26 protein-coding genes are annotated in these 24,414 nt (G+C 63.9%); 11 read left to right on the forward strand and 15 right to left on the reverse strand.

What is annotated here, in order from left to right:
* Positions 1 to 132: 132 nt before the first annotated feature.
* On the forward strand, positions 133 to 1,221 hold the full coding sequence (locus FJV43_RS16780; protein ID WP_345946191.1) for an AI-2E family transporter: 1,089 nt from the start codon (positions 133 to 135) through the stop codon (positions 1,219 to 1,221).
* Positions 1,222 to 1,288: 67 nt separating this feature from the next.
* Here FJV43_RS16780 and FJV43_RS16785 read toward each other — a convergent pair whose 3' ends face one another.
* The 8 genes from FJV43_RS16785 to hisB all read right to left on the reverse strand — a co-directional run bounded on the left by FJV43_RS16785 (position 1,289) and on the right by hisB (position 6,538).
* Complete coding sequence (locus FJV43_RS16785) at positions 1,289 to 1,588, reverse strand: hypothetical protein (RefSeq protein ID WP_239628623.1); 300 nt, start codon at positions 1,586 to 1,588, stop codon at positions 1,289 to 1,291.
* 46 nt (positions 1,589 to 1,634) lie between these two features.
* Positions 1,635 to 2,591 carry a type I pantothenate kinase gene (gene coaA, locus FJV43_RS16790; protein WP_028180741.1) on the reverse strand — a complete coding sequence of 319 codons (957 nt, stop codon included), beginning with the start codon at positions 2,589 to 2,591 and terminating at the stop codon, positions 1,635 to 1,637.
* 21 nt (positions 2,592 to 2,612) lie between these two features.
* On the reverse strand, positions 2,613 to 2,939 hold the full coding sequence (locus FJV43_RS16795) for a phosphoribosyl-ATP diphosphatase (RefSeq protein WP_028180742.1): 327 nt from the start codon (positions 2,937 to 2,939) through the stop codon (positions 2,613 to 2,615).
* A 71-nt stretch (positions 2,940 to 3,010) separates the two neighbouring features.
* Positions 3,011 to 3,784 (reverse strand): imidazole glycerol phosphate synthase subunit HisF, encoded by a 774-nt coding sequence (hisF, locus tag FJV43_RS16800; protein ID WP_061023640.1) that lies wholly within the window; start codon positions 3,782 to 3,784, stop codon positions 3,011 to 3,013.
* A 10-nt stretch (positions 3,785 to 3,794) separates the two neighbouring features.
* Entirely contained in the window at positions 3,795 to 4,529 is a 735-nt protein-coding gene (gene hisA / locus FJV43_RS16805) for a 1-(5-phosphoribosyl)-5-[(5-phosphoribosylamino)methylideneamino]imidazole-4-carboxamide isomerase (protein WP_239628625.1), read from the reverse strand.
* A gap of 172 nt (positions 4,530 to 4,701) precedes the next feature.
* Complete coding sequence (gene hisH, locus FJV43_RS16810) at positions 4,702 to 5,352, reverse strand: imidazole glycerol phosphate synthase subunit HisH (RefSeq protein ID WP_239628627.1); 651 nt, start codon at positions 5,350 to 5,352, stop codon at positions 4,702 to 4,704.
* Complete coding sequence (locus tag FJV43_RS16815; protein ID WP_239628628.1) at positions 5,349 to 5,879, reverse strand: DUF2628 domain-containing protein; 531 nt, start codon at positions 5,877 to 5,879, stop codon at positions 5,349 to 5,351. The genes hisH and FJV43_RS16815 overlap by 4 nt, the downstream gene beginning before the upstream one ends.
* A gap of 65 nt (positions 5,880 to 5,944) precedes the next feature.
* The gene (gene hisB / locus FJV43_RS16820) at positions 5,945 to 6,538 is read right to left on the reverse strand and encodes an imidazoleglycerol-phosphate dehydratase HisB (RefSeq protein WP_239628630.1); all 594 of its coding nucleotides are present in this window, start codon (positions 6,536 to 6,538) and stop codon (positions 5,945 to 5,947) included.
* A gap of 198 nt (positions 6,539 to 6,736) precedes the next feature.
* Here hisB and hslV point away from each other — a divergent pair, with 198 nt between their 5' ends.
* The 5 genes from hslV to FJV43_RS16845 all read left to right on the forward strand — a co-directional run bounded on the left by hslV (position 6,737) and on the right by FJV43_RS16845 (position 11,099).
* Positions 6,737 to 7,297, forward strand: a complete 561-nt coding sequence (gene hslV, locus FJV43_RS16825; RefSeq protein ID WP_239628632.1) for an ATP-dependent protease subunit HslV — start codon at positions 6,737 to 6,739, stop codon at positions 7,295 to 7,297.
* Positions 7,298 to 7,483: 186 nt separating this feature from the next.
* The gene (locus tag FJV43_RS16830; RefSeq protein ID WP_239628633.1) at positions 7,484 to 7,963 is read left to right on the forward strand and encodes a GNAT family N-acetyltransferase; all 480 of its coding nucleotides are present in this window, start codon (positions 7,484 to 7,486) and stop codon (positions 7,961 to 7,963) included.
* Entirely contained in the window at positions 7,960 to 8,592 is a 633-nt protein-coding gene (locus tag FJV43_RS16835; protein ID WP_239628635.1) for a DUF2585 domain-containing protein, read from the forward strand. The genes FJV43_RS16830 and FJV43_RS16835 overlap by 4 nt, the downstream gene beginning before the upstream one ends.
* A 49-nt stretch (positions 8,593 to 8,641) precedes the next feature.
* Entirely contained in the window at positions 8,642 to 9,946 is a 1,305-nt protein-coding gene (gene hslU / locus FJV43_RS16840; RefSeq protein ID WP_239628636.1) for an ATP-dependent protease ATPase subunit HslU, read from the forward strand.
* A gap of 28 nt (positions 9,947 to 9,974) precedes the next feature.
* Entirely contained in the window at positions 9,975 to 11,099 is a 1,125-nt protein-coding gene (locus FJV43_RS16845; protein WP_239628638.1) for a hypothetical protein, read from the forward strand.
* Positions 11,100 to 11,258: 159 nt separating this feature from the next.
* Here FJV43_RS16845 and FJV43_RS16850 read toward each other — a convergent pair whose 3' ends face one another.
* From FJV43_RS16850 to FJV43_RS16860, 3 genes are read right to left on the reverse strand one after another with little or no spacing between them, the layout of a single operon-like run.
* Entirely contained in the window at positions 11,259 to 11,849 is a 591-nt protein-coding gene (locus FJV43_RS16850) for a Smr/MutS family protein (RefSeq protein ID WP_239628640.1), read from the reverse strand.
* Positions 11,846 to 13,405 carry an MltA domain-containing protein gene (locus tag FJV43_RS16855; protein ID WP_239628641.1) on the reverse strand — a complete coding sequence of 520 codons (1,560 nt, stop codon included), beginning with the start codon at positions 13,403 to 13,405 and terminating at the stop codon, positions 11,846 to 11,848. The genes FJV43_RS16850 and FJV43_RS16855 overlap by 4 nt, the downstream gene beginning before the upstream one ends.
* The gene (locus FJV43_RS16860; protein ID WP_239628643.1) at positions 13,383 to 14,090 is read right to left on the reverse strand and encodes a Tim44/TimA family putative adaptor protein; all 708 of its coding nucleotides are present in this window, start codon (positions 14,088 to 14,090) and stop codon (positions 13,383 to 13,385) included. Before FJV43_RS16860 ends, FJV43_RS16855 begins: the two co-directional genes overlap by 23 nt.
* Before the next feature lie 397 nt (positions 14,091 to 14,487).
* On the opposite strand from FJV43_RS16860, the gene secB reads away from it, so the two are divergent.
* Positions 14,488 to 14,973, forward strand: a complete 486-nt coding sequence (gene secB / locus FJV43_RS16865) for a protein-export chaperone SecB (RefSeq protein ID WP_239628645.1) — start codon at positions 14,488 to 14,490, stop codon at positions 14,971 to 14,973.
* Here secB and dnaQ read toward each other — a convergent pair.
* From dnaQ to FJV43_RS16885, 4 genes are read right to left on the reverse strand one after another with little or no spacing between them, the layout of a single operon-like run.
* Complete coding sequence (gene dnaQ, locus FJV43_RS16870) at positions 14,964 to 15,686, reverse strand: DNA polymerase III subunit epsilon (protein ID WP_197965020.1); 723 nt, start codon at positions 15,684 to 15,686, stop codon at positions 14,964 to 14,966. The two genes, secB and dnaQ, sit on opposite strands and share 10 nt — an antisense overlap.
* Before the next feature lie 27 nt (positions 15,687 to 15,713).
* Complete coding sequence (gene coaE / locus FJV43_RS16875) at positions 15,714 to 16,313, reverse strand: dephospho-CoA kinase (protein WP_239629445.1); 600 nt, start codon at positions 16,311 to 16,313, stop codon at positions 15,714 to 15,716.
* A gap of 23 nt (positions 16,314 to 16,336) precedes the next feature.
* Entirely contained in the window at positions 16,337 to 16,945 is a 609-nt protein-coding gene (locus FJV43_RS16880) for a Maf family nucleotide pyrophosphatase (protein ID WP_239628647.1), read from the reverse strand.
* 8 nt (positions 16,946 to 16,953) lie between these two features.
* Positions 16,954 to 17,793 carry a pyruvate, water dikinase regulatory protein gene (locus tag FJV43_RS16885; RefSeq protein WP_100233242.1) on the reverse strand — a complete coding sequence of 280 codons (840 nt, stop codon included), beginning with the start codon at positions 17,791 to 17,793 and terminating at the stop codon, positions 16,954 to 16,956.
* Between the two features lie 522 nt (positions 17,794 to 18,315).
* Between FJV43_RS16885 and hemJ the strand changes: the two genes are divergently transcribed.
* The 4 genes from hemJ to mnmG all read left to right on the forward strand — a co-directional run bounded on the left by hemJ (position 18,316) and on the right by mnmG (position 24,313).
* Entirely contained in the window at positions 18,316 to 18,738 is a 423-nt protein-coding gene (gene hemJ / locus FJV43_RS16890) for a protoporphyrinogen oxidase HemJ (RefSeq protein ID WP_028181379.1), read from the forward strand.
* Between the two features lie 250 nt (positions 18,739 to 18,988).
* Entirely contained in the window at positions 18,989 to 20,254 is a 1,266-nt protein-coding gene (gene rho, locus FJV43_RS16895; protein WP_239628649.1) for a transcription termination factor Rho, read from the forward strand.
* A 310-nt stretch (positions 20,255 to 20,564) separates the two neighbouring features.
* The gene (gene mnmE, locus FJV43_RS16900; RefSeq protein ID WP_239628651.1) at positions 20,565 to 21,923 is read left to right on the forward strand and encodes a tRNA uridine-5-carboxymethylaminomethyl(34) synthesis GTPase MnmE; all 1,359 of its coding nucleotides are present in this window, start codon (positions 20,565 to 20,567) and stop codon (positions 21,921 to 21,923) included.
* Positions 21,924 to 22,432: 509 nt separating this feature from the next.
* The gene (gene mnmG, locus FJV43_RS16905; RefSeq protein ID WP_239628652.1) at positions 22,433 to 24,313 is read left to right on the forward strand and encodes a tRNA uridine-5-carboxymethylaminomethyl(34) synthesis enzyme MnmG; all 1,881 of its coding nucleotides are present in this window, start codon (positions 22,433 to 22,435) and stop codon (positions 24,311 to 24,313) included.
* Positions 24,314 to 24,414 lie beyond the last annotated feature (101 nt).

Below are 24,414 nucleotides of genomic sequence, written 5' to 3' on the forward strand. Positions count from 1 at the left end.
ACGGTCGGAGCCGCCGGCTGAAGGGCCCGGCATTGGGCCGGTTCACGAGCGCATGTTCCTGCGGCGACGCGGCGTGACGATTGGCCCGGCGTGTCTTTCCGCTCCGCCACGTTGTTGTGATACGGACATCTTATGACGAGCGACCGAAAGGCTGGCGACGACGTGAGAACATCAGAAGACCGCTCATTCCTCATCTTGCTTGCCGCGATCTCCGTTGCGTTCGGGTGGGTGCTTTGGCCATTCTCCGGCGCATTGTTGTGGGCCATCCTGCTGGCCATCATCTTCGCACCCCTCTATCGGCGCGCCCTGGAAACCCTCCCGGGCAAGCACAACCTTGCCGCATTCTTCACTGTCGTCGTCGTGATCGTCATGGTGCTGATCCCGGTGGCGGTCGTCATCGCTTCGCTCGTCGACCAGGGCGGGGAGCTGTATCAGCGCGTTCAGAGCGGAGAGATCAGTTTCGCTCATCCCCTGCAGCAATTGAGATCCGCACTGCCTGGCTGGGCTGCTTCGCTGTCAGATCGCCTGGCCCGCATGGATCTTTCGGCCCTGAAGGAACGCCTGTCGGGCCTGGTCGTCCCAGCCGGCCAACAGCTGGCCGGGCATGCGATCAACATCGGTCAGTTGACGCTGGAGTTCGTCGCAAGCCTGCTCGTGATGCTGTACCTGCTGTTCTTCCTGCTGCGCGACGGCGAAGACCTGAGCGCACGCATTCGCGACGCACTCCCGCTGCGCCCGAGCCAGACCGCCGAGATCCTCGATGCGTTCACCCTCGCGGTGCGCGGAACGATCAAGGGGATCGTTCTCGTCGCCCTGATACAGGGGGCGCTTGGCGGGCTCATCTTCTGGCTGCTCGGCTTGACTGCGCCGCTGCTGGCGGGCGCGCTCATGGCGCTGGTTTCGCTGCTGCCCGTGCTTGGCTCCGCCCTGATTTGGGTTCCGGCCGCACTTTATCTGTTTGTGGCAGGCGCAGTCACGAAGGGCCTCATTCTGCTCGCTTTCGGTACCTTCGTGATTGGCCTCGCGGACAATTTTCTCCGCCCGATCCTGGTCGGCCAGTCGATCCAGATGCCGAGCTATGTCGTGCTGCTTGCCACCCTGGGCGGCCTCGCGACCTTCGGAGCGAACGGCTTCGTCATCGGCCCGCTCGTCGCCGCGATGTTTCTGACGACGTGGCACATCTTCGTCGCCTCGAAGGCGCAACAGGGGGCGCGAAAATGATCGTCATTCCGAGCCTCGAGCAGGCGATGGACACCAGCCGGGCTTGGATTCCGGCCGACCCGGAATGTCATGCCGCATAACCAATAAACCGCGGCGCAGACAGCTTGTCGGGCGGCGCTTGGCCTCCCCGGAAGATGGTGTCTGCCTTGGCGGCGCGCTTGCAATGCGGGCACACGAAGAGATGCGCGATGATCGGGGTCGGCTCGTCCGCGAGCAGCTCGGAGCGAAACCACTTCATCTCGACATGGCAGTCGGGGCAGATCGGCGCTTCGAGCTGCTCCGCAGCGCTTCTGAGACGATCAACCATGATGCCTTTCCCGCCGTTTTCCGATGGAATAGCGGAATACCCATTGTTGGTCTGCAACAAAAGATACTTTCAGCACGAACCGGCCAGCGCCGCGTTCAGATCGCCGTCATAGCCGCCTGAGCGCCACGCTCTCCACCGTGTGATCGGCGCCCTTCTTCAGGATCAGCGTCGCCCGGGGACGGGTCGGCAGGATGTTGTCCTCGAGATTGGCGAGGTTGGTGCGTTCCCAGATCGCGATCGCGGTGGCGGTGGCTTCCTCGTCCGACAGCAGCGCGTAGCGGTTGAAGTAGGATTTTGGATTGGTGAATGCGGTGTCGCGCAGCGCCAGGAAGCGCTTGATGTACCATTGCCGCAATGCCGCCTCGTCGGCATCGATATAGACCGAGAAATCGAAGAAGTCGGAGACGACAGGCACCGCCTTGCCGTCACGCGGCAGCTTGCCGGTTTGCAGCACGTTGACGCCCTCGACGATCAGGATGTCGGGCTGGTCGATCTCGGCCCACTGGTTCGGCACGATGTCGTAGGTCAGATGCGAATAGACCGGCGCGCGCACGTGGCGGCGGCCGGCCTTGATGTCGGAGAGGAAGCTGAGCAGCAGCGGCAGATCGTAGCTCTCCGGAAAACCCTTCTTCTGCATCATGCCGTGCCGCTCGAGCACCGCGTTGGGATAGAGGAATCCGTCGGTGGTGATCAGCTCGACCTTCGGCCGCGGCGACCAGCGCGCCAGCAGGGCCTGAAGAACGCGTGCCGTGGTGGATTTCCCGACCGCAACCGAGCCGGCGACGCCGATGATGTAGGGGACCTTGCGATCCCTGATGTTGAGGAACTGGCGCTCTGCGTAATACAGGCGCTGCATGGCGTCGACATAGATCGACAACAGGCGCGACAGCGGAAGATAAATGTCCTCGACTTCCTGGAGATCGAGGCGGTCGTGCAGTGAGCGCAGCCGGTCGAATTCACCCGGCTCCAGCGTCATCGGCGTATCGTCGCGGAGGCGCGCCCACTGCTCACGCGTATAGACGCGGTACGGATTATACTGCTGCTCGGGTGCGCGGATATCCATAACGCGACCTCTCCACTTCGGCTAGCTGCCGCTCTTGCGCGACGCCTTTTCTTCCAACCCTGACATATTCGTACGCTTGTCCAGCGCGGCTTCGACCTCTTCCAGCTTTACGCCGCGTACCTTGAGCAGCACAAGGAAATGATAGAGCAGGTCGGCGCTTTCAGCGATCAGATGCGCGCGATCGTTTTCGACTGCAGCGATTACGGTTTCGACTGCTTCCTCGCCGAACTTCTTGGCGCAATGCTCGGCGCCCTTGTCGAGGAGCTTGCGGGTATAGGAGGCTTCGCCACCCGAGGCCGCGCGGGCGTCGATGGTCTCGGCCAGATCGTGGATCGTGAAACGCGGCATCGGACTCACTCGGAAACACACAGGGCTACGGCGGCCATCCGCCAATCTAGCATTCTTGAGTACAGGAGTCGTCAGGCATCCAGGCGCATGGGGAGTCCCCGCCGCGCCATGTGCTCCTTGGCTTCGCGGATGGTGAATTCCCCGAAATGGAAGATCGAGGCGGCCAGCACGGCCGTGGCGTGCCCGTCGCGAATACCGTCGACGAGATGGTCGAGATTGCCGACGCCGCCCGAGGCGATCACGGGAACGGGAATACTGTCGGCGATCGCACGGGTCAGCGGAATGTCGAACCCCTGCCTGGTGCCGTCCCGATCCATCGAGGTGAGCAGGATTTCACCGGCCCCGAGCGAGACCACTTCCTGGGCGTATTCGATGGCATCGATGCCGGTCGAGTTGCGCCCGCCATGGGTGAAGATCTCCCAGCGGTCGCCGCCGGGGCGCTTGACGCGCTTGGCGTCGATCGCCACCACCACGCACTGCTCGCCGAATTTTTCAGCAGCTTCCTTGACGAACTCGCGCCGTGCCACGGCGGCGCTGTTGATTGAGACCTTGTCGGCACCGGCGCGCAGCAGCGTCTTGATGTCGTTGACCTCACGCACGCCGCCGCCGACGGTGACGGGCATGAAGCAGGCCTCCGCCGTGCGCCGGACCACGTCCAGCATGATGCCGCGGTTCTCATGGGTCGCAGTGATGTCGAGGAAGGTGAGCTCGTCGGCGCCGGCGGCGTCATAGGCGATCGCGGCCTCGACGGGATCGCCGGCATCGCGCAGATCGACGAAGTTGACGCCCTTGACGACCCGGCCGTCCTTGACGTCGAGGCAGGGGATCACGCGCACCTTGAACATCCGATGTCTCCTAAGTGCGCGCGTTGCGGATCAAGGCGAGGGCGGCGGCGGGATCGAGCCGGCCGTCATAGAGCGCGCGGCCGGCGATCGCGCCGGCGAGTTTCTTGGCGCGTGGCGTCAGCATCGCCTTGACGTCCTCGATCGAGGCGAGACCGCCGGAGGCGATCACGGGGATGGAGATGGCCTCGGCGAGCGCAATGGTCGCGTCGAGATTCAATCCCTTGAGCAGGCCGTCGCGCGCGATGTCGGTGAAGATGATGGCGGCGACGCCGGCATCCTCGAAACGCCGCGCGATCTCGAGCACCGTGACCTGCGAGGTCTCGGCCCAACCTTCGACCGCGACCTTGCCGTCACGCGCGTCGAGCCCAACCGCGACGCGGCCGGGAAACTTCTTCGCCGCAGACTTCACCAGTTCAGGATCGCGCACCGCGGCGGTGCCGATGATGACGCGGGTGATGCCCTTGTCGAGCCAGGCTTCGACGGTCTTGAGATCGCGAATGCCGCCGCCGAGCTGCACCGGGATCTTGATCGTCTTCAGCATCGCCTCGACGGCCTGCGCGTTCACAGGCTTGCCGGCGAAGGCGCCGTCGAGGTCGACGACGTGGAGATATTCGAAGCCCTGATCGGCAAAGCTCTGCGCCTGCGCGGCCGGATTGAGGTTGAACACGGTCGCGCGCGCCATGTCGCCTTGCTCGAGGCGCACGCACTGGCCGTTCTTGAGGTCGATCGCGGGAAAGAGAATCATGATTGAGCCAGGATTTTTCCGCGCACACGGTGCGCTCCCTCCCCCCTTGTGGGGGAGGGTTGGGGAGAGGGGTAGCCGCGGGCACCGCCGTCGGGGCTTACCCCCCTCCCGAACGCTGCGCGTTCGACCTCCCCCACAAGGGGGGAGGTGACAAGAGAGAGCGAAGCGGCCATCACGGCTTCCATCGCAAAAAGTTCGAGATCAGGGCCAGGCCGAAACGCTGGCTCTTCTCGGGGTGGAATTGCGTACCGATTGCGGTGTCCTTCGCCACGATCGCGGTGACGGGCCCGCCGTAATCGGCGCGCGCGAGCACGTCCGCCTCGCTGGCGGGGTTGAGGTGATAGGAGTGCACGAAATAAGCGTGCTGGCCCTTCGGACCGAGCGGCAGCTTGTTCAGCACCGGATGCTCCCTCAGCACGTCGAGCGTATTCCAGCCCATGTGCGGGATCTTCAGGCTTTCATCGCGTGGCGTGATCTTCTCGACGTCACCGCCGATCCAGTTCAGGCCTTCGGTGATGACATGTTCCTTGCCGCGGCTCGCCATCAGCTGCATGCCGACGCAGATGCCGAAAAAGGGCCGCGCCTTGACCCGCACCGCCTCGGTGATCGCCTCGACCATGCCGTTGACGGCATCAAGGCCGCGCCGGCAATCGGCGAAGGCGCCGACGCCCGGCAGCACCAGACGATCGGCGCCGTAAGCCTGGTCCGGATCGCTGGTGACGAAGACCTTTTGCGGGATCTCCAGGGTACGCGCGGCGCGCTCGAACGCCTTGGCGGCGGAATGCAGATTGCCGGAACCGTAATCGATGATGGCGACGCTCATCTTGACCCTCCCGGTTCTGGAAACAATCCAATGATGCCGCCGGCCGGAATTGGCGGCGGGTTCGAAAACGACTGACCCTGCGTGTTGCGGGTGGGCGGCGGACCGCCGCGATCGATGGCCCATTGATCGTTGACGATGCCGTGCTGCTTCTGGCTCCAGCGCTCGAAGAAGCGGCGCTCGGCGGTGTCGCCGTTGTCGGCGACCACCACGTCGAGCTGCCGCCATTTGCCGCGCGACAAGGTCCAGCGGCGCAGGCTCGAGGCTTCGAACCCCATCAGCAGCGCGATGATGAGATTGGCAAAGACGACCGAGCTGCGTCCGACACCGAGGCTGGACAGCCCCGCGCTGAACGCGGCCGTGAAAAGCACCCAGCCAATCAGCGCCAGCCACAGCCGATTCCACAGCAGCCAGAACGGACCGAAGATCATCGCCCAGAAATGGAAGCCATCGCGCACGAAGACGAACTTGTCGGTCGCGCGCAGATCGGCTCCGCCAGGGAAGGGAGCGTGAACTGTGTAGACAGGCATGGTGATGCCCCGTTCTCTGAATTCAGTGATGCCGCCGGCAGCGTTTTGCCGCCGAGACGAAGATGTCAGCCGCCGAGCGAACCCTTGGTGGACGGAATTTCGCCCGCCGCCTTCGGATCGATCGCGACCGCCGCCCGCAGCGCCTGTGCCAGACCCTTGAAGCAGGACTCGGCGATATGGTGGCTGTTATCGCCATATAGGGTCTCGACGTGGAGAGTCACGCCTGCGTTGATGGCGAAGGCCTGGAACCACTCGCGCACCAGCTCGGTGTCGAACTCGCCGATCTTGTCGCGGGGGAAATCGACCTTGAACACCAGGAACGGGCGGCCCGAGATGTCGATGACCACGCGCGAGAGCGTCTCGTCCATGGGCATGTGTACGCCGGCATAGCGGGTGATGCCCGCCATGTTGCCGAGCGCCTGCCTGACCGCCTGGCCGAGCGCGATGCCGGTGTCTTCGGTGGTATGGTGATGATCAATGTGCAGATCGCCCACCGCCTTGACCGTGAGGTCGATGCGGGAATGGCGGGCGAGGAGATCGAGCATATGGTCGAAAAAGCCGATGCCGGTCGCGATATTGGACACGCCTGATCCATCGAGGTTCACGGAGACCTCGATGTCGGTTTCCTTGGTCTTGCGCTTGATCGTCGCGGTGCGCATTGAAAGCTTTCGCTATGGTTTGCCCGAAAACGGCGGTCTTTTAACAGCCAAATGACGGCTTCGCTACTGCGGGAACGCTCCGTCAGCCCGGCACTTCCGCCTATGGTGAGCGAAATCTAGGGCCGGAACGGCCCGTTGTGCCCAGGTTGTGCCCTTTGCCCCGACCGCCTAAATCAGGCCGGACAACGAGGATCATCCATGCAGGCTCCCCAGAACAGCTCGCCGGTCTGGCACGGCACCACGATCTTGACGGTCCGCAAGGGCGACAAGGTGGTGATCGGCGGTGACGGCCAGGTCTCGATCGGCCAGACCGTGATCAAGTCCAATGCCAGGAAGGTCCGCAAGCTCGGCAAGGGCGACGTGATCGGGGGCTTCGCCGGCGCGACCGCCGACGCCTTCACGCTCTTCGAGCGGCTGGAAGCCAAGCTCGAGCAATATCCGGGGCAGCTGACCCGGGCCGCGGTCGAGCTCGCCAAGGACTGGCGCACCGACCGCTATCTGCGGCGGCTGGAGGCCATGATGATCGTCGCCGACAAGGACGTCTCCCTGGTGCTGACGGGCACCGGCGACGTGCTCGAGCCCGAGGCCGGCGTGATGGCGATCGGCTCCGGCGGCAACTATGCCCTTGCGGCGGCACGGGCCCTGCTCGACACCGACAAGGACGCCGAGACCATCGTCCGCCGCTCCCTCGACATCGCCGCCGACATCTGCGTCTACACCAACCGGAATGTGACCATCGAAAGCCTGGCGACGGGCTAGGACCTATCTGTGACTCAACAGCGGCGCTCCGGACTGGCTGTAACCTCTCCTGCTTGCGGGAGAGGTCGGCGCACAGCGCCGGGTGAGGGTTTTCTCATCGTGGGGATCGTCCCATTGCGAAGACACCCTCTCCCCCGCCCTCTCCCGCAAGCGGGCGAGGGGGCACAGCACCGCCGGGGCCGCTAGATGACCACCACCTACACCTTCCGCCCGATGACCACGGCCGACATGCCGCTGATCCGGCGGTGGCTGGACGCACCGCATGTCGCGGAATGGTGGCATGATCCGGAGACGCTTGAATTCGTCGGCGGCGACCTCGATCATCCTGACCTGGCGCAGTTCATCGTCAGCAAGGACGGGCCCTTGGCGTATCTGCAGTGCTACCAGCTCGGTGAATGGCACCTCGGCTTCGGTCCGCAGCCGACAGGAACACGCGGCCTCGATCAGTTCATCGGCGAAGCCGACATGCTCGGATGCGGCCACGGCTCCGCTTTCATCCGCGCGTTCACCGACGAACTCTTCGCGCGCGGCGTGCCGCGCATCGTGATTGATCCGAGTCCCGCCAATGCCCGTGCGATCCGTGCCTATGAGAAGGCCGGATTTGTGCCGCAGCATGTCATCGTCACGCCCGACGGTCCGGCACTCCTGATGATCCGAGACCCATGACGCTCGCCGTGACCCCCGTCGCCAAAACCCCCACTGCCAAGACCGCATTTCCGCCGCTCGCCTGGGTCGGCATCGCGCTGCTGCTGCTGGCGCTGCAGGCCTCGATCCTGCTCGCGATGGGGCGCGTGCCGATCTGCATCTGCGGCACCATCAAGCTCTGGCATGGGGTGGTGAACAGCTCGGAGAATTCGCAGCAGATCGCCGACTGGTACAGCTTTTCGCACGTGCTGCACGGCTTCCTGTTCTACGGCCTGACCTGGCTGCTGTTCGCAAGGCTGCCGTTCCTGCCCTTGTCCTGGCCGGCCCGGCTGATCGTCGCCATGCTGATCGAGGGAGCCTGGGAGATCGTCGAGAACTCGCCGTTCATCATCGAGCGCTATCGCGCCGGCACGATCTCGCTGGATTATTACGGCGACAGCATCGTCAATTCGGTCTCGGACAATCTGGCCATGATCCTGGGGTTCCTGGCCGCACGCGTGCTGCCGGTCACAGCGACCGTCCTGCTCGGCATCGCCTTCGAGATCATGCTGGCGCTCCACATTCGCGACAATCTGACGCTCAACATCCTGATGCTGATCCATCCGATCGAGGCCGTGAAGCAATGGCAATCGGGGCCGCCGATCATCTGACCTGAAATGCGGCTTGTCCCGGCCCGCATCTGACCCTAGCTAAGCACACATGACAGACTTCTCTCCCCGCGAAATCGTTTCCGAACTCGACCGTTTCATCGTCGGCCAGGGCGACGCCAAGCGCGCCGTCTCGATCGCGCTGCGCAACCGCTGGCGGCGGCAGCAGCTCTCCGGCTCGTTGCGGGAGGAGGTTCTGCCGAAGAACATCCTGATGATCGGCCCCACCGGCGTCGGCAAGACGGAAATCGCGCGACGGCTCGCCAAGCTCGCGAACGCGCCGTTCCTGAAGGTGGAAGCGACGAAATTCACCGAGGTCGGCTATGTCGGCCGCGACGTCGAGCAGATCGTGCGCGATCTCGTCGAGGTCGCGATCGCCCAGGTGCGCGAGCGCAAGCGCAAGGACGTGCAGGCGCGTGCCCAGCTCGCCGCCGAGGAGCGCGTGCTCGATGCCTTGGTCGGCGCCAATGCGAGCTCGGCGACGCGCGAATCCTTCCGTAAGAAGCTGCGCGCCGGCGAGCTCAACGACAAGGAGATCGAGATCGAGACGCAATCGTCGGGCGGCGGCATGCCGATGTTCGAGATCCCGGGCATGCCGGGCGCGCAGATGGGCGCGATCTCGCTTGGCGACATTTTCGGCAAGCTCGGCGGTCGCAGCAAGACGCGGCGGCTCACGGTCGAGAGCTCGCACGAGATCCTCGTCAACGAGGAATCCGACAAGCTGCTGGACACCGAGCAGCTGACGCTGGAGGCGATCAGCGCAGTCGAGAACAACGGCATCGTGTTCCTGGACGAGATCGACAAGATCTGCGCGCGCGACGGCCGCGTCGGCGGCGACGTTTCGCGCGAGGGCGTGCAGCGCGATCTCCTGCCGCTGATAGAAGGCACCACGGTCTCGACCAAGCACGGCGCGGTCAAGACCGACCACATCCTGTTCATCGCCTCGGGCGCGTTCCACGTCGCCAAGCCGTCCGACCTGCTGCCGGAATTGCAGGGCCGCCTGCCGATTCGCGTCGAGCTGCAGGCGCTGACCCGCGACGACATGCGCCGCATCCTGACCGAGCCCGAGGCCTCGCTGATCAAGCAATATATCGCGCTGATGCAGACCGAGGGCGTGACGCTCGACATCACCGACGACGCGATCGACGCGCTCGCCGACGTCGCGGTGGCCGTCAACTCCACCGTCGAGAACATCGGCGCGCGGCGGCTCCAGACCGTGATGGAGCGGGTGCTGGACGAGATCTCGTTCACCGCCCCCGACCGCAGCGGCGAGACGATCAAGGTGGATGCGGACTTCGTGCAGAAGCACGTCGGGGACCTCGCGAAGAACGCGGATCTGAGCCGGTTTATTTTGTAATTTGAGGCGGTCACGCTATTGATGCGGCGTGACCGTACACATCCTGCAAAATCCCTGGCGGCTGCTGCTCGCGATCAACGCCGCCGTCCTCGTCGGCGTGTTCGTCCACAAGATCCAGCTGCCGCCTTACGTCCCCTATATTCACCTCCTCGTCGACTATCATTTCGGCTTCATCAAGCGCGCGCTGATCGGCGCGGTCGTCGCCCTCTTCACCGACAAGGTGCCGGTCTGGCTGGTGTTTGCGCTCGGCGGGGCGACGTGGCTGGTGACATCAGCGCTTTACGCAAGGCTGTTTCAGAAGACCTTCGGCTTCACCGCGAGGACGCTGCCGCTGTTCGTCTTCACCGCGGGCTCGCCGTTCTTCCTGAAGAACTTCATGCACACGCTCGGCCATTTCGACATCTATGGCTGCGCGCTGGCGATCATCCTGCTGCTGATGCCCGCGGGCTCGCTGCTGTTCGTTGCCACGGCCGCGCTGTTCTCGATCGTCCTCGTGCTGATCCATCACATTCATCTGCTGATGTATGTGCCGACGATCATCACCATCGTCGTGATCAGGCACTACCTGACCCATGGCTGCAATCGCAGCAACATTGCTTTCGGTAGCGTCGCCCTCGCCGTCGTCTCCGCGCTGTTCTTCGCAGCGCAGTTTTGGGGAACGATGCCGATCCCCGAAGCGGATTTCGTCACCTATCTGAAAGGCCGGATGGCCGATCCCGCGCGGACCGATCTGCTGCAATTTGCCTACATCTGGTACCAGCCGCTGGCGAAGGAGGTTGCCGACACCTGGGGCCGCCTGCCGCACAACATTCTCGGCGTGCCCGTGTTCGTCCTGCTGATCTGGCTACACACGCCGTTGTGGCGTTATCTTGCGCGCCTGATCGGCGCACTCGCCAGCGAAACGCACCGCCGCCTCGTCGTCGCGGCGCTGGTCGGCATCAGCCTCGCCTATGTCGTGATGTTTGCGATGGTGTTCGACTATTCGCGCTGGATCTCGAACTGGGCGGTCTGCATGTTCCTGATTCTGCATGCGGTCAGAATGCTGCCGGCCAAGCCGGAGGCTGCGCTGATTCCGGCGGAGGATCGCAACACGAACATCTTCGGCCTGATCCTCTCACTGATCCCGCGCGTCGGCATCGTCCGGCCGTTCTAGACGGTGCGCTCCCTTTCCCGCTTGCGGGAGAGGGTTGGGGAGAGGGGCTCTCTCCGCATAGGGATTCCCCAAGAGGAGAGAACCCTCACCCGCCGCGCTTCGCGCGTCGGCCTCTCCCGCAAGCGGGAGAGGCAAGGGAAGCCGCACACGTCGGGACTGCTAACCCCTCGCCCGCCTGATCCGCACATACAGCGCGCCCTCGCCGCCGTGGCCGATATGCGCGGTCTCGAAGCCGACGACGAAGGCACGGAATTCCGGCAGGCTGAGCCATTCCGGCACCTGACGGCGGAGCACGCCGCTTTCGCCGCCGCTGCGGCCCTTGCCGGTGATGACGAGCACGAAGGTCAGGCCATCCTGATGGGCGCGGTGCAGGAAACCGGTCAGCGCGCGATGGGCGCGCGTCTGGGTCATGCCGTGCAGATCGAGCCGCGCCTCGATCTCGCTGCGGCCGCGCGACAGTTTTGTCCGCTCGCGCTTGCCAAGCGGCGCCAGGGGCGGAATGGACGGCTTCGTCACGCGCGGCGACGGCGCGGCGGCGACGGGCCGCGGCGATGACGCCGGTCGATTGGCCGGACCGGCGGGTGACGCCTCCTGGCGCGGCGCGGCATGCGTCTTTGGCACGCGGGGCTTCCTCAGCGGCTTGACCTGTCTCGAAACGAGGTCCCACAGCTCGCGCTCCTCATCGCTCAGCGCACGGCGGCGCGGCGAGGGGCGAGGCTCCAGCACGGGCGGACGGGACGATCGTTTCATTGCTGCCGATGAGGACGATTCTTCACCGGCCGACGCGGCTCAGAGGCAGGGTCGATCGCGGGACGCGGCACCGGTATCGGAACGGGACCGGCGATGGCAACCGTTTCGTTCTTGTCTTGCGCCGCGGCGGCAGCGGGCGTTGCCGCCTTGGCCGGGACGGTTTGCGGAAACAGCTTTGCGATCTTCTCCGAGGGCCTGGCGTCCGGTATCGGCAATTTCGCGGCGCGCGGGCCCGGATCGAGGCTCTTCGGCACCAGCATCACGAAACGCATGGGATGGCGCAGCCGCCCGGAGACACGGCCGGCCTCCTGGCCGGCGCCGAAAAACAGATCGGCGCGTGCGGGGCCGATGATGGCCGAACCGGTGTCCTGCGCGATCATCAGCCGGTGAAACGGCGACTTCGCGCGTTCGGACTCGATCGGCAGCTCGCCCTCGATGAAGAACGGCGTGCCGTAGACATGCAGCGATTTGTCGACCGCGATCGAGCGGCCGGCGGTCAGCGGAATGCCTTGCGCGCCCACCGCCTCGTCCTTGTCGGAGAGGTTGACCTCGCGGAAGAAGATGTAGGCACGGTTCGCGCGGCGCAGCTCCTTGGCGCCGTCGGGATTCTGCGCCATCCACTCCCTGATCTTCTGCATCGACATCTCCTCTTTCGGGATGATGCCGCGCTCGATCAGGATGCGGCCGACGGCCGTGTAGGGATAGCCGTTATAGGCGTCGTAATTGAGCCGAACCGAGCTGCCGTCCTCGAATTTGATCCGTGCCGAGCCCTGGATCTGGGCGAACAGAAGATCGGTCGGATCCTTGAGCCAGGCGATCTCCAGCCCGCGGCCGGCGATCTTGCCGTCCTCGATCTCGCCACGGTCGTAATAGGGCACCAGCTTGCGGCGGCCGATCTTGCGATAGACCGGGCCCTTGTTGGGCAGGCTGACCGAATCCTGCTTGTAACCGCGCACGAACAGATTCGAGGGACGGCGATAGACCGGCACGTTGTAGACATCGGTTTGCGTGCGCGACCCCTCCAGCACCGGTTCGTAATAGCCGGTGACGAAACCGTCGGGCTCGCCGAGGCGCGAGATCCGCAGCGGCGTGAAGTTCTCCTCGAAGAAGGTCTTCGCCTTGGCGTCGTCGGCGAGATCGAGCGTCTTGGCAGCGCGGCAAGGCTCGCTCAGCGAGGCGCCCAAGGCCTTGGATTCGAGGGCCTTGGGTTCGAAGGCCTTGGGTTCGGCCCCGCCGTTCTGCGCATTGATCGGCCGGCAGCTGGCGCGGAACGTCTTATAGGCGGCGAGATGGTCGTCCTCTTCCCAACCCTTCACGTCCGCCCAAGCCAGCGGCAGATATTGCGCGCCGGGAATTTCGAACGGCAGGGGAAGCTGCGGGTAGGGCAAGGCCCGCGGCGGGGCGGCGGGCAATTGCCGGGCGTGATGATGATGGCTGCGATGGTGGCGCCGCGCCGCCTCGGCACCGAGCGAAAACGACGAGAGCACGACGGCACACGCGCAAAGCGCCGTCGCGCTGTTCTTCAGAAAGACCTTAGTTCGCGCTTCCGGTGCCAACCAGCTTCCAGTTCGGATCGCGAGAGGAGGTGTCGCGGGCGAAAGTCCAGATGTCGGTGATGTCGGCGACCGTGTCGGCGCTGCCGTCGACGATGTTGCCGGCCTTGTCGCGGGTGGCCGAGATCATCTGCGAAACGAAGCGCACGGTGAGCTGGGCGGTGCGGTCACGCATCTCGGCGCCGACGAGCTCGGCCTTGTCGATCGAGACGAAGCGCGTCTCGGTCTTCTGCTCGTTCTTCTCGCGTTCCTTGATCGCGGCATCGAAACTGTCATAGACGTCCGACGACAACAGGTCGCGCAGCGCACGGCGGTCGCCATTGGCAAAGGCCAGCACGATCATCTCGTAGGCGCCGCGGGCGCCCGAGATGAAATGGCGCGGGTCGAACGTGGAATCCTTCTCGACGATGGCATCGAGGCCCTGCGCCAACGCAGTGCCGGGCTCGGCCAGCCCCTTCCAGCGATCGGAGGGCGGGGTCGGCTCGGCCGTCGGCGCGAGCGGGGCCTGGTCGATCACCTTGCCCGGCACGGTCACGACGTTGTTGTCCTGGGCACCTCCCAACGCATTGCGGGCGGCGGTGCGATCGAACGGCGGCCGCTCGTTGCCCGTGCGCTGCCCCAGCACGCTACGCAGTCTCAAAAAGATGAAGACTGCCAGCGCCAGGAATATGATGGTGTAGATGTCCACGTCGTATTCGCTTTCTGGTCTTTTCAGGGGTCGTTGCCGGGAAAATTAATCCGGCCAGTAGACCGTTCCCCAGGGAAACGGCAAGTCCACATCACCATTTTAGGTCCGTGTCAGGTCCGTGGGATGTAGGCACGAAATCTTGCCGGGCCAATGGCGCCTTTTGGCACAGCACCAAGTGTAGCGCGTTTTATCCTTAAGGGGAAACCCGATCCTGCCGGGAAATCGCGCATCTTCAATCATTTAAGGCGCAATTTCGCGGAAAAGGCAGGATGACCGTCCAAACGGCGGGCGCGGCCCGATTCCCCGATGCGGGGCCGTTCGTCCTTGTGGAACGAGGCGGCCCTATGTTAGCCAACCGCCGCGAAATTCAGCCCCAATCGGGTAAGGAGAGACTTTCATGACCAACGGTAACGGCACCCCTCCCGAGGCGGCCCAGGCTCCCCAGCTCAATGTGCTGGCGCAATATACCAAGGACCTCTCGTTCGAAAATCCCAACGCGCCGAGCTCGCTCCAGCAGCAGAGCCAGCCGCCGCAGATCAACATCCAGATCAACGTCAACGCCAACAATCTCAGCGAACAGGAGTTCGAGGTGACGTTGTCGGTCGAAGGCAAGGCCGAGACCGCAGGCAAGGTGATGTTCTCGTTCGAGCTCGCCTATGCCGGCGTGTTCCGGATCGTCAACGTGCCCAAGGAGAACCTGCATCCGCTGGTCATGATCGAGTGCCCGCGCCTGTTGTTCCCGTTTGCCCGCGAGATCATCGCGACCGCGGTACGCGACGGCGGGTTCCCGCCCCTGATGCTGGATCCGGTCGACTTCGTCGGTCTCTATCGCCAGAACATGGAGCGGCAAATGGCCGCTCAAGGTCAAGCCGGTCAGGCCTGACCGACCGCCACGGCGGCTGGAGCGGGCAGGTACTCGTTCCAGATCGCCTTGTCGCCGAGTGTCGCGATGAAGGCCCGATGGGCCTCTCGCTCGGCCTCCGAAATCCGCGGCGCAAGCGGCACCAGGCGCTGTCGCCGCGGCGCATCGCCGCCCGCATTGACGCGGATCTCCTGGGTGTCCGAAGCCAGCAGCAGCTGCGACTGTCGCGCCCCGACCAGATCGACATAGACTTCGGCCAGCAGCTCGGCATCCAGCAGCGCGCCGTGCTTGGTGCGGCGTGAATTGTCGATCGCATAGCGCGAGCAGAGATCGTCGAGCCGGTTCGACACGCCGGGATGCTTGCGGCGCGCCAGCAGCAGCGTGTCCACCAGTCGCTCGCGCGGGATCGCGGCGCGCTTGATGCGGTCAAGCTCGGCATTGATGAAGCCGATGTCGAACGAGGCGTTGTGGATCACCAGCGGGGCGTCGCCGATGAACTCCAGAAACTCGTCGGCGACCTCGTGGAACAATGGTTTCGTCGCCAGGAATTCGGACGACAATCCGTGCACCGCGAACGCTTCCGCCGGCATGTCCCGTTCAGGGTTGATGTAGACGTGAAAAGTCTGCCCCGTCGGCATGCGGTTGAGGATCTCGACGCAGCCGATTTCGACGAGTCGGTCGCCGCGGAGCGGATCGAGGCCGGTCGTTTCGGTGTCGAGGACGATTTCGCGCATGTCTTGGTCGCCGTGTGAGACGGCGAATCAGGCTCGCCGCTGCGGCATCTTAACGACCTCGGCCAGAATGTGCGCGATTTGCGCCCGCACCGGCTCAAGTCCGTGTGACGTATCCACCACGAAATCGGCGCGCCGGCGTTTTTCGGCATCCGGCGTCTGCTTGGCGATGATGGCGTCGAGCTTGGCTTCGTCCATGGTGCCGCGCGCCAGCACCCGCTGGCGCTGGAGTTCGGGCGACGTCGAGACCACGACCACGGCGTCCACCCGCTTGTCGCCGCCCGTCTCGAACAGCAGCGGGATGTCCAGCACCACCACCGGCGCCTTGGCGGCCTCGGCGTCGGCGAAGAATTTCTGCCGGGAGGCGCCCAGCATCGGATGAACGATTTGCTCGAGCTGCTTGATCGCGGCAGGATCGTGCACGACGCGCGCCGACAGTTTTGTGCGGTCGACTTTGCCGTTGACGGTGGTGCCGGGGAACGCAGCCTCGATCGCGGGGGCCGCTTCGCCTTCATAGAGTTGATGCACGGCGGCATCCGCATCGTAGACGGGCACACCGGCCTCCGCGAACAGTTTCGCGGTGGTGGATTTGCCCATCCCGATCGAGCCGGTCAGTCCGAGGATCCGCATCAAGCCATAGCCATGTCTGTCGGTCACACTGCAACTAGCCGCTCGCGGCGCAGGAACGCAAGCAGTGGCAGCAGCGGCAGGCCGAGAATGGTGAAATGATCGCCCTCGATCCGCTCGAACAGATGGATGCCGAGGCCTTCGAGCTGATAGGCGCCGACGCTGGTCGTGACGGCATCGCCGGCGGCGTCGAGATAGGCCGAAAGCTCGGCATCGGTCATCTCTCGCATGGTCATGCGGGCGACTGACACGTCCTCGAAAACAATCTTGCCGTCACGCGCAACGGCTATGGCCGAATTCAGCTCGTGGCTCTTGCCGGCGAGATCGCGCAACTGCGCCAGCGCCTGTGCGCGGCCTGCAGGCTTGTTGAAGAGACGCATCCCGAGAGCCAATGTCTGATCGGCGCCGATCACGTAGCTTCCTGGATGACTCGCCGAAACCGCCTTGGCCTTTTCTCGCGCCAGCAACAGGGCGATCTCGCGCGGGTTTGACAGTCTCGATGCGGCCTGAATGCCGCGCTCGTCGATATCGGCCGTCACGGCCTGGAATCCGAGCCCGGCATTGGCCAGCAGCATTTTGCGCGCGCTGCTTTGCGAGGCCAGGATCAACGGAGATGTACCGCGCCACAGAACCATGGCAGAAACTATTCCGAGGGCCGGTTGCGCTGGCGATCACTATAGAGCTTCATGATCGCCGCCGCGGTTTCCTCGATCGAGCGGCGGGTGACGTCGAGCAGCGGCCAGTCATGCTTGGCACTCAGCTTGCGAGCAAACGCGACCTCCTCGGTGACCGACTGCTTGTCGGTGTAGGTGTCGCTGCCGGACTCGGCTCCCATCGACAGCAGGCGATTCTGCCGGATCTGGATCAGGCGTTCCGGCGTCGCGTGCAGGCTGACAACCAGCGGCCGGGTCAGCGTCTCCAGTTGCGAAGGCACTGGAATGCCTGGAACCAGCGGCACGTTGGCGGTGCGGATGCCGCGATTGGCGAGATAGATCGAGGTCGGCGTCTTCGACGTCCGGGACACGCCGACCAGCACCACGTCGGCCTCGTCGAGACCTTCGACGTGCTGACCGTCGTCATGAATCATCGTGTAGTTCAACGCGTCGATGCGCTTGAAATATTCCGCGTTGAGGACGTGCTGGGCACCGACGCGCCCGGTGGTCGCAGCGCCGAGATAGGCTTCGAACAGCTGCATCACCGGGCCGATGATCGACAGGCTCGGAACATTGATCTGCTTGCACTTGTCCTCGAGCCTGGCGACCAGATCCTTTTCGAGCAGCGTGAACAGCACGATTCCCGGCGCTTCCTCGATCTCATCGAGCACGCGGTCGAGCTGCTTTTGGCTGCGCACCAGCGGATAGACGTGCTCGACCGGCGTCACGTTGGCGTATTGGGCTGCGACCGCGCGCGCCACGGTGATGAGCGTCTCACCCGTGGAGTCCGAGACCAGATGCAGATGGAAATAATTGTTCGAGGTCGGCACAAAAACTCTTTGTATGAGGGCGGGGCGGTTTGTGGATTTCTGTGGAGCTTAACCCCTTGGAAAGGGATGTGCGACACCAAGGGCGGGACAACGGCCAATTTTCTTCACACCACTGCCCCTCAGGACAAGTCCGGCGCCCTCCGATGAGGCGAGCGGGATTGCGCGGATAACCCTCTTGATAAGCTGCCGACGGGGAAGCGCAAGCTCTTGAGTTCGGACGGCTTATCCGAACGGCTCGAGGCCACGCTGGATATGTTTATGGATGTGAACAAGCGCGCGCGAAACGGCGGACGGAATTGTGTGAGTCCAATCCACGGTCACATAGACTCAAACCTTAAGATTCTAAAATTATTAGGTTTAGAAGAGCCGAGCACGCGGATATGTGTGTGCACCCAAATCTATGAATGAATTCTTACCGAGCTCGTTCCATCCACTGTCCGGTGAGACTGGGCGCGTTCGAACGACATGGATCCCGGTTCGCGTCCATAAAACGCGAAAGGCAAGACACGGAAGGCTGCCGGAATGTACGAGTGGATCAAGGCGCTGCACGTGATCGCGGTCATCTCCTGGATGGCCGGCATGCTCTATCTGCCGCGGCTGTTCGTTTATCATTGCGAGGCGGAGATTGGCTCGAAGCAGTCGGAAACGTTCAAGGTCATGGAACGCCGGTTGCTCAAGGCGATCATCAACCCGGCCATGATCGTGACCTGGCTGGCCGGTCTCTATCTCGCGTGGTCCGGCCATTGGTTCGCATCGCCCTGGTTGCACGTAAAACTGGCATTGGTCCTGGCGATGTCTGCGGTCCACGGCTTTTTTTCCCGTTGGCTTAAGGATTTCGCCGCCGACCGGCGCCCGCGGAGCCAGAAATTCTATCGAATAATCAATGAGGTGCCGACCGTTCTGATGATCTTCATCGTCATCATGGTGATCGTGAAGCCGTTCTAGGCACATCGCGCCGACGATTCGCTCAGCGCTTCGGCTTGCGGAGCAGGAAGCGATTTTCTATATTGTCGACATCCCACCCAACGCAGGCGGATGTGGTTGTGTCCGGGCTTTCCAGAAGCCGGATACCGCATCAGGTTTGAAGCCTCCCGGCGCTCACCTTGCCAGTCCTGCGGACCTTACCTTCTCACGTCCGCATTTCAGAGCCTCCTCGCATCCCCCTCTTCTAAGGCTACCCCACAGGACCACCCCAATGCGGGAAATCAAACTCCAGGACCTCAAGTCGAAAACCCCGGCCGAGCTCGTCTCGTTCGCGGAAGAGAACGGGGTCGAGAACGCAAGCACCATGCGCAAGCAGGAGCTGCTGTTCGCCATCCTCAAGCAGCTCTCGCTCGCCGAGACCGACATCGTCGGCGAAGGCGTCGTCGAGGTGCTCTCCGACGGCTTCGGCTTTCTCCGCTCGCCCGATGCGAATTATCTGCCGGGCCCCGACGACATCTACGTGTCACCCTCGCAGATCCGCCGTTTTGGCCTGCGTACCGGCGACACCATCGAAGGCCATATCCGTAGTCCGAAAGAGGGCGAGCGCTATTTCGCGTTGCTGAAGGTCAATACGCTCAATTTCGAGGACCCGGAAAAGTCCAAGCACAAGGTCAATTTCGACAACCTCACGCCGCTGTTTCCGAATCAGCGCTTCCGCATGGAGATCGACGATCCCACGCGAAAGGACCTGTCTGCACGCGTGATCGACATCGTCGCGCCGATCGGCAAGGGCCAGCGCGCATTGATCGTCGCACCGCCGCGCACCGGTAAGACAGTGCTGATGCAGAACATCGCGCATTCGATCACGCACAATCATCCCGAATGCTATCTGATCGTGCTGCTGATCGACGAGCGTCCGGAAGAAGTCACGGACATGCAGCGCTCGGTGAAGGGCGAGGTCGTGTCCTCCACCTTCGACGAGCCGGCGGTGCGTCACGTCCAGGTCGCCGAGATGGTGATCGAGAAGGCCAAGCGCCTGGTCGAACACGGCCGCGACGTCGTGATCCTGCTCGATTCGATCACCCGCCTTGGCCGCGCCTACAACACCGTGGTGCCGTCATCCGGCAAGGTGCTGACCGGTGGTGTCGATGCCAACGCGCTCCAGCGCCCGAAGCGGTTCTTCGGCGCCGCCCGCAACATCGAGGAGGGCGGCTCGCTGACCATCATCGCGACCGCGCTGGTCGATACCGGCAGCCGCATGGACGAAGTCATCTTCGAAGAGTTCAAGGGTACCGGTAACTCGGAACTGATCCTGGACCGCAAGGTGTCGGACAAGCGTACCTTCCCGGCGATCGACATCTCGCGCTCCGGCACCCGCAAGGAGGAGCTCATCACCGATCCGCAGGTGCTCAAGAAGATGTACGTGCTCCGCCGTATCCTCAATCCGATGGGCACGATGGACGCGATCGACTTCCTGCTCGACAAGCTCCGCTCGACCAAGAGCAACTCGGAGTTCTTCGAGTCGATGAATACCTGAGTGCACTGCAGCAAGGGATTAGAGGGCGCCTTCGGGCGCCCTTTTGTTGTGCGGCTTTGCTGCAGCGAAGTTGCAGCATGAAGGTGGTTCCCATCCCGATCGCGGGCGTTCATTAATATGTTGCTATCGCGAGGAAAAGTTGGGATGGCACTCGGCCTGAACTCTCTCGGATAGGGAACGTTGCAGCAAAATGCAGCAGTTATGTTGCGTTGCAGCATAGGCATTGCTGCAGGATTTGGTGCAGCAAATCCTCCGGCTGGCCGGCGGAAACGGACGTTTGCCTTTTCGCCGGGAGGCGGACAAATAGGCCATGCATCCGAGAGACCAGACCATTTTTGCGCTGTCATCCGGCCGGGCGCCCAGCGCGATCGCGGTGGTGCGTGTGTCGGGCTCGCAGGCCGGCTTGGTGCTGACAAGGCTCGCGGGCCGGCTGCCGGCACCGCGGCAGGCGAGCCGCCGGTTGCTCCGTGACGGCGCGGGCCAGCCGATCGACGATGCGGTGGTGCTCTGGTTCCCAGGACCGGCCAGCGCGACCGGCGAGGATGTCACCGAGTTTCACGTCCATGGCGGACGCGCGGTGCTTGCGGCGCTCCTTGCGGAAATTTCGAATATTCCGAATACGCGCGCCGCTGAGCCTGGAGAGTTCACGCGGCGCGCGTTCGAGAACGGCAAGCTAGACCTCACCGAGGCCGAGGGTCTCGACGATCTCATCCACGCCGACACCGACCGGCAACGGCGCCAGGCGCTGCGCCAGTTGCAAGGTCTCCTCGGCGATCACGCGCGCGACTGGCGGGAACGCATCATCGAGGCGTCCGCGCTGATCGAGGCGGGCATCGATTTTTCCGACGAAGGCGACGTGCCGGCCGAATTGAAGGCGCCGGCAGTCAGGGCAATCCAAGCCCTGCATGACGAAATCTCGAAAGTCCTTGCGGCACAGGGACAAGCTGAACGTCTGCGTGACGGCCTGGTGGTTGCGATCGCGGGCGAACCGAACGTTGGCAAGTCGACCTTGATCAACCAGCTCGCGCGGCGCGAGGTCGCGATCGTCTCGCCTCATGCCGGCACCACGCGCGACGTGATCGAGGTGCAGCTCGATCTCGACGGCTACCCCGTCACTGTCATCGACACCGCCGGCATTCGCGAGACCGATGATCCCGTGGAGCAGGAGGGCGTGCGTCGGGCGCGTGCACGAGCCGGGGACGCCGACCTGGTCCTGTGGTTGGTGGAGGGCGGGCAAGCTGTCGACCCGGAATCCATGCGCTCGCTTCGAAGATCCGGCGACGGAAATGCTTCGTCGGGCGGCTCGGTCTGGATCGTCCGCAACAAGATCGATCTCGGCGGGCGCAAGGGCCCCGTACCGCCGGGCGAGTTCCCGATCTCCGCGAGCCGGGGCGACGGCATTCCGGAACTGATCGACGCCCTCGTAATGTTCGCCGCCGACTTCTTCGGAACGACGGAAGGCGCTTTGGTGACCCGGGCGCGGCAGCGCGATCTGCTGCGCCAGGCGTCGGACAGCTTGCGCCGGAGTCTGCAGCTTGTAGAAGAGGGCGAAGAGCTGGCGGCCGAAGAGCTGCGCGCCGCCGCTTATGCCCTGGGCCGTCTGCTGGGCCGGGTGGACGTTGAGGACGTCCTTGGGGCGATCTTTCAGAAATTCTGCATCGGAAAGTAGGCTAGTTCTTCATTGTAGAACTAGGATTTGTTCCATTCCTTGTGTTTCACGTGAAACAGCGCAGGGAACGTCTTCGGCCTGTTTCACGTGAAACACCGGGGCGATCTTACGCTCCAATTCGCTCGCACATTGCGCGACTTGGGGCCCGCTTAGCACGAGTGGACGCTAGGGCCGCTGGCCGCGATCGCATCATTGCGAGGAGCCTTTCGACAAAGCGATCCAACTGTCTCTATTTTGGCATACTCCGAATAGCTTCGCCGCGCTCGCATGACGGCGCGGTGCTGATCTGCTTTCTCGATGGATCGCCAGGATCGCATCCGCACAATCTACCACGGCCCTGTGGTTCGTTTTGGCGTGGTGAAACAACAGCATCTTCAACGCTCCTTCTACTGTGTATGGGGTTGTTTTCGCGAAAGCCGGGATCGGCCGGCGGCACCTGTTTCACGTGAAACACGCCGGCCCCGAGTTTCCACTTCCGGCTTTTTGCGCTCTGGGATAGAAGTCCCACCATGCGAACAGAGCGAGCAAGCTTCGACGTCATCGTGATTGGCGGCGGCCACGCCGGCTGTGAAGCCGCGGCCGCTGCTGCGCGGATGGGTGCGGCGACCGCCCTGGTGACGCACCATTTCTCGACTGTCGGCGCGATGTCCTGCAATCCGGCCATCGGTGGTCTCGGGAAGGGTCATCTGGTCCGCGAAGTCGATGCTCTCGATGGTCTGATGGGTCGCGTCGGCGACGCCGGCGGCATCCAGTTTCGTGTTCTCAACCGCCGCAAAGGCCCCGCAGTCCGCGGTCCTCGCGCCCAGGCGGATCGGAAGCTCTATGCGGCCGCCATGCAGGCCGCGATCCGGGAGACCGAGGGCCTTTCGGTCATCGAAGGCGAGGCCGACGAGCTGATCGTGGCCGAAGGGCGGGTCACAGGTCTTCGCCTGGGTGATGGCCGGGAGCTGCGGGCAGGGGCGGTTGTGGTCACCACCGGCACATTCCTCCGCGGTCTGATCCATCTCGGTGAGAAGAGCTGGCCCGCCGGCCGGGTCGGCGAAGCTCCTGCGATGGGCCTTTCAAGCTCCTTCGAGCGCGCCGGTTTCACCCTCGGACGCCTCAAGACCGGCACGCCGCCCCGTCTGGACGGCACGACGATCGACTGGTCCGCCGTCGAGATGCAGCCTGGGGACGAGCCGCCGGAGCCGTTCTCGGTCCTGACCGCGCGGATCACGACCCCGCAGATCCAGTGCGGGATCACCCGGACCACGGCCGCGACGCACGAGGTGATCCGCGCCAATGTCCATCGCTCTCCGATGTACTCCGGTCAGATCAAGAGCTCCGGCCCGCGCTACTGCCCCTCGATCGAGGACAAGATCGTCCGCTTCGGCGACCGTGACGGCCATCAGATCTTCCTGGAGCCGGAAGGGCTGGACGATACGACCGTCTATCCCAACGGCATCTCGACCTCGCTGCCGGAGGAGGTCCAGCTTGCGATCCTCGCCAGCATTCCGGGCCTGGAACGGGTGAAGATGGTGCGGCCGGGCTATGCCATCGAATACGACCACATCGATCCCCGCGAGCTCGATCCGACCCTGCAGACCAAGCGCCTGCGCGGACTGTTCCTGGCCGGGCAGATCAACGGCACCACCGGATATGAAGAGGCCGCCGGGCAGGGCATCGTGGCCGGGCTGAATGCGGCATTGTCCGCCAGTGGGGCCGCGCTGACGGTGTTCGATCGGGCCGACGGCTATCTCGGCGTCATGATCGATGACCTCGTTACCCGCGGGATCAGCGAGCCCTATCGGATGTTCACCTCCAGGGCCGAGTATCGTTTGACGCTGCGGGCCGACAATGCGGACCAGCGCCTGACCGAGAAGGGCATCGCCTTGGGATGTGTCGGCAGTGCCCGAACCCGGCATCACCGCGCCAAGATGGATGCTCTGAACGCAGCCCGGACGCTGTCGAAGTCCCTGACCATGACCCCGAACGAGGCGAGCAAGCACGGCCTGTCCCTGAACCGGGATGGCCAGCGCCGGTCGGCCTTTGAGCTGATGGCGTATCCGGAGATCGGCTGGAGCCAGGTTCGCGCAATCTGGCCGGAGTTGGCGGCGATCGATCCCGTCATTGCCACCCATCTCGAGATCGACGCGAAATACGATGTCTATCTGGAGCGCCAGAGCGCCGACGTCGAAGCGTTCAGGCGCGATGAGGGCATGGTCCTGTCAGACGTCGATTACCAGCAGGTCCCGGGTCTCTCCAACGAGGTCCGGGCCAAGCTGGAGAAGGCCCGCCCCTTTACCGTCGGCCAGGCTGGCCGGATCGATGGGATGACGCCGGCTGCCCTCGGCATCCTCGCGGCTTATCTGCGCCGTGAAGCTCGGAAAACCCCCAAGGCCATTGCATAGGCGTTTCACGTGAAACAGCGCGGACCGGGCGGGGACAGGCCGCTATTGCGACGACCCGGAGCAGGTGCCGCCGTGCGCCAATCCGACTCGACACCGGCCCG

This window comes from Bradyrhizobium sp. I71 (assembly GCF_022354745.1).
GTDB classification, from domain to species: Bacteria; Pseudomonadota; Alphaproteobacteria; order Rhizobiales; family Xanthobacteraceae; genus Bradyrhizobium; species Bradyrhizobium liaoningense.